4 protein-coding genes and 1 pseudogene are annotated in these 2,481 nt (G+C 72.2%); all 5 read left to right on the top strand.

Annotated features, from left to right (window positions below):
* Positions 1-254, top strand: a pseudogene (locus ACXJKG_RS20635) (nitrite/sulfite reductase); the annotation flags it as partial.
* Positions 251-409: a hypothetical protein gene (locus ACXJKG_RS20630; RefSeq protein ID WP_456787299.1), complete on the top strand. Its 159-nt coding sequence runs from the start codon at positions 251-253 to the stop codon at positions 407-409. The pseudogene ACXJKG_RS20635 and the gene ACXJKG_RS20630, both read left to right, overlap by 4 nt.
* Entirely contained in the window at positions 406-1,095 is a 690-nt protein-coding gene (locus ACXJKG_RS20625; RefSeq protein ID WP_456847590.1) for a phosphoadenylyl-sulfate reductase, read from the top strand. The genes ACXJKG_RS20630 and ACXJKG_RS20625 overlap by 4 nt, the downstream gene beginning before the upstream one ends.
* A complete protein-coding gene (cysD, locus tag ACXJKG_RS20620; RefSeq protein WP_456847589.1) occupies positions 1,092-1,997 on the top strand; it encodes a sulfate adenylyltransferase subunit CysD in 906 nt (301 codons plus the stop codon). The genes ACXJKG_RS20625 and cysD overlap by 4 nt, the downstream gene beginning before the upstream one ends.
* A partial coding sequence (locus tag ACXJKG_RS20615; RefSeq protein ID WP_456847588.1) for a GTP-binding protein occupies positions 1,997-2,481 on the top strand: 485 nt, incomplete at its 3' end. The genes cysD and ACXJKG_RS20615, both read left to right, overlap by 1 nt.

The raw sequence follows: 2,481 nt of genomic DNA, 5'->3' as shown, positions 1-2,481 counted from the left end.
GCGCCCGCATCCAGACGGCCGACATCGGCCTCAAGGGCGCGCTCGCCGGCGGCGAGGACGGCTACCAGGTGCACCTCGGTGGTGGCCTCGGGCTGACCAGCGGGCTCGGCAAGACGCTGCGTGGCCTGCGCGTCCCGGCCGAGGAGCTCCCCGACTACATCGAGCGCGTGACGCGCAAGTTCGACGAGCAGCGCACCGAGGGCGAGCTGTTCGCCCAGTGGGCGCACCGGGCCGACGAGGAGGACCTGCGATGAGCGGAACGTCAGGCGAGCGGGCCGTCCCCTACTACTGCCCGTTCTGCGCCAGCGAGGACCTGTGGCCCGCCGGCGAGACCCACGGCCAGTGGGAGTGCCGCTCCTGCACCCGCGCCTTCGCGCTGAAGTTCGTCGGGCTGGTGGCGCGCTCATGATCACCACCGACCTCCAGCAGCTCGCGGAGCAGGCGGGCCGCGACCTCGACGGTGCCCACCCGGCGGAGATCCTGCGCTGGGCCGCCGAGACGTTCGGCACCGACCTGGTCCTGGCGTCCTCGATGGGCGACGAGGTGCTGGTGCACATCGCCGCCGAGGCCGTGCCGGGCATCGACGTGATCTTCCTGGATACCGGCTACCACTTCGCCGAGACGCTCGGGACGCGCGACTACTACGCCGAGTTCACGGACATCTCGCTCCGCACGATCCTGCCGCTGCGCACGGTCGCCGAGCAGGACGCCGAGCACGGCCCGAAGCTGCACGACCGCGACCCGAACCTGTGCTGCGCCCTGCGCAAGGTGGAGCCGCTGGAGCGCGGGCTCGCGCCGTACACCGCCTGGGTCACCGGCATGCGCCGCGAGGACGCCCCGACCCGCACGGACATCGCCGTCGTGGGCTGGGACGCCAAGCGCGGCAAGGTCAAGCTCAACCCGCTGGCCGCGTGGACGCAGGCGGACGTGGACGCCTACGTCGAGGAGCACCAGGTGGTCCTCAACCCCCTGCGCCAGGCGGGCTACGCGTCCATCGGCTGCGCCCCCTGCACGCGAGCCGTCGCCCCCGGCGAGGACGCGCGCGCCGGACGCTGGTCGGGTACCTCCAAGATCGAATGCGGGTTGCACACATGACGGCCACGACCACCCTCACGCAGCTGGACGCCCTGGAGTCCGAGGCCGTCCACGTCATGCGCGAGGTCGCCGGCGAGTTCGAGCGTCCCGTGCTGCTGTTCAGCGGCGGCAAGGACTCGATCGTCATGCTGCACCTGGCCCGCAAGGCGTTCTGGCCGGCCCCCGTGCCGTTCTCGCTGATGCACGTCGACACCGGCCACAACTTCGCCGAGGTCATCGAGTACCGCGACCGGGTCGTGGCCGAGCACGGGCTGCGGCTCGTGGTCGCCAGCGTGCAGGACGCCATCGACGACGGCCGCGTCGCCGAGCGTGCCGACGGCTCGCGCAACGCCCTGCAGACCGTCCCCCTGCTCGACGGCATCACCGCCCACCGGTTCGACGCGGTGTTCGGCGGCGGGCGTCGCGACGAGGAGAAGGCGCGCGCCAAGGAGCGGGTGTTCTCGCTGCGCGACGAGTTCGGCCAGTGGGACCCGCGCCGCCAGCGGCCCGAGCTGTGGGACCTCTACAACGGTCGGCACCGGCCCGGTGAGCACGTGCGCGTCTTCCCGTTGTCCAACTGGACCGAGCTCGACGTGTGGCGCTACATCGAGCGGGAGCAGATCGAGCTGCCCTCGATCTACTACTCCCACCAGCGCGAGGTTTTCCTGCGCGACGGGATGTGGCTGGCGCCCGGGGACTGGGGCGGCCCCCGCCCGACCGAGACGCTGCAGGTCCGCACGGTCCGCTACCGGACGGTCGGGGACATGAGCTGCACCGGCGCGGTCGAGTCCGAGGCGTCGACGATCCCCGAGGTGATCGCCGAGGTCGGTGCCAGCCGCCTCACCGAGCGCGGTGCCACGCGTGCCGACGACCGCGCGTCCGAGGCCGCCATGGAGGACCGCAAGCGCGAGGGCTACTTCTGATGAGCGCCGCGACCAGCCAGCTCGAGCCGACTGAGGAGATCCACCACGTGACCGAGCACGCGACGCGGGACCTGCTGCGCCTGGCCACGGCGGGGTCCGTCGACGACGGCAAGAGCACCCTGATCGGCCGGCTGCTCTACGACACGAAGTCGGTGCTGGCCGACCAGCTGAGCGCCGTCGAGGCCGCCACCCTGGCCCGCGGCGGCGGCGACGTCGACCTGGCGCTGCTGACGGACGGCCTGCGGGCCGAGCGGGAGCAGGGCATCACGATCGACGTGGCGTACCGCTACTTCTCGACCGCCACGCGCGCGTTCGTGCTCGCCGACACCCCCGGGCACGTGCAGTACACCCGGAACATGGTCACGGGCGCCTCGACCGCCGAGCTCGCGATCGTGCTGGTCGACGCCCGCAAGGGCGTGCTCGAGCAGACCCGTCGGCACGCCACGATCACGGCCCTGCTGACGCCACGATCACGGCCCTGCTG

Source organism: Cellulomonas sp. P5_C6, from assembly GCF_054049635.1.
The sequence above is the reverse complement of the archived record's forward strand: the minus strand, read 5'-3'. Positions and strand labels throughout refer to the sequence as shown.